This window comes from Nonomuraea sp. NPDC050786 (assembly GCF_040654115.1).
Lineage (GTDB): Bacteria > Actinomycetota > Actinomycetes > Streptosporangiales > Streptosporangiaceae > Nonomuraea.
In genome coordinates, this window is sequence record NZ_JBFAHJ010000075.1 from 1 (window position 1) to 1,618 (window position 1,618).

A 1,618-nucleotide genomic window follows, 5' to 3' on the forward strand; every position below is an offset into this window, starting at 1 on the left:
GGCTCTGTCTCAGATTCGGTGGTGACGGAGAGCTAGGCAAGAGAATGCGGTGGCGGAGCAGCGTGAAGCCAGCCCGGCCGTGCATCTGGCGCATGATGCGTTTGGTCTTGGTGTTCACGCCTTCGGTGCCGCCGTTGTGGAAGGGCAGGGTGATGGCCGCGCGGACGGCTTCGCGGTCCTGGTCGAGGCCGCGGATGAAGGCGTGTAGATGAGGGAGGATGGCGGCGCGGGCGGTGGTGATCCACGCGTCGAGCTGGTCGGCGTTGTCTTCGCGTGGCCGGAGCAGGTCGGCGAAGCTGCGGACGAGTTCGGCCAGGTCGATCATCTCGGGGCAGGTGGTGGTGAGGTCGTCGAGCAGGCGCCTGTGCTCGTCTTTGAGGTTGTCGGGCTGGGTGAGCAGGAGCCGGGCGAGGCGGCGGGGTGAGATGGGCAGGCGGTCGGCTTCGACGCGGCCTTGGGTGATGTAGCGGTAGAGCAGGTTGAAGCTGCCCGGGTAGCCGAGGGCTTTGATCTCGTTGAACAGGTGCAAGACGGGGACGGCAGGGTCTTCGGCGCGGCGGCGCCGCAGGTGGTCGCGGTAGGGATCGACGAGGGTGGGGCGGTATTGCGGAGCGCGTTGCAGGCGTTCGGGTTCGGGCACGCGGGCGTAGCGTTTGACGGTGTTGAGGCCCAGGTTCAGCCGGCGGGCGCATTCAAGCAGGCCGACGCCCTTGCTGAGCAGGTCGTGGATCTGCTGCCAGCGCTCACGGGTGGTCTGCGCGCGTTTGCCGTCCTTGATCGGGGGTCCGGCCTTGGCCCAGCAGGCGCTGTGCCCGGCGACTTCCTTGGTGACGGCCTCGCTGAAGTTGTGCCAGAGGTGCCAGCGGTCGGCGACCTGGATGGCGTCCGGAAGTGCGCGGCGGATCGCTTCGGCGTAGGCGCCGGAGCCGTCCCGGCACACGATCTGCACCCCGGGATGGCCGCGCAGCCAGGCTTCCAGGACGTCGGCGGTGCGGCCGGGCAGGACGTCGATGCGCTCGCGGGTCTCGGCGTCGATCAGTACGGTGGCGTAGCGGTGACGTCGACGCAGCGCGAAGTCGTCCACGCCCAGCACGCGGGGGATCCGCGGCGGGGGCAGGGGCAGACGTAACAGCAGGCGCAGGGCGGTATGCCGCGATAAGCGCACGGCCAGCGCGGATAACGCTCTCTTGCCGGCGCGTCCGGCCAGCTCACGGACCACAGCGCCGATTTGGGAGGTCAGGCGAGGGGTGCGGCGTTGGTAGCGTTCCAGCACCTCGGGCACCTGCTCCCGGAAGGTCTGGCAGCAACCGCGGGTGGGGCAGACCAGGCGGCGGATCCGCACCACCACCAGCACCCGGCGGGCGTCGATCGGGACATCGGCCACAGAGCGCTGGTGATAGCCGTGAACCCGCGCCGTCTCGGCCCCGCAGCCCGGACAGGCGACCGAGCCGTCCGGGGTTCGCGCACGTACCCGAATCTGCTCGCCCTCGTCCGCCACGTCTTCTACGACCAGCGGTGATAATCCGGAAAACACCGTACGCACAAGATCGTCCACACCGAGCACAACTTAGCGTGACGTTACGGCACCTTCGGTCACCACCGAATGTGCGACAGAGCC

General features: G+C 68.8%; 1 protein-coding gene. It reads right to left on the reverse strand.

Annotated features, from left to right (window positions below; translation table 11 throughout):
* On the reverse strand, positions 1 to 1,534 hold a 1,534-nt coding region (locus AB0H84_RS53370; protein ID WP_357622468.1), incomplete at its 3' end, for an ISL3 family transposase.
* Between the last annotated feature and the right edge of the window lie 84 nt (positions 1,535 to 1,618).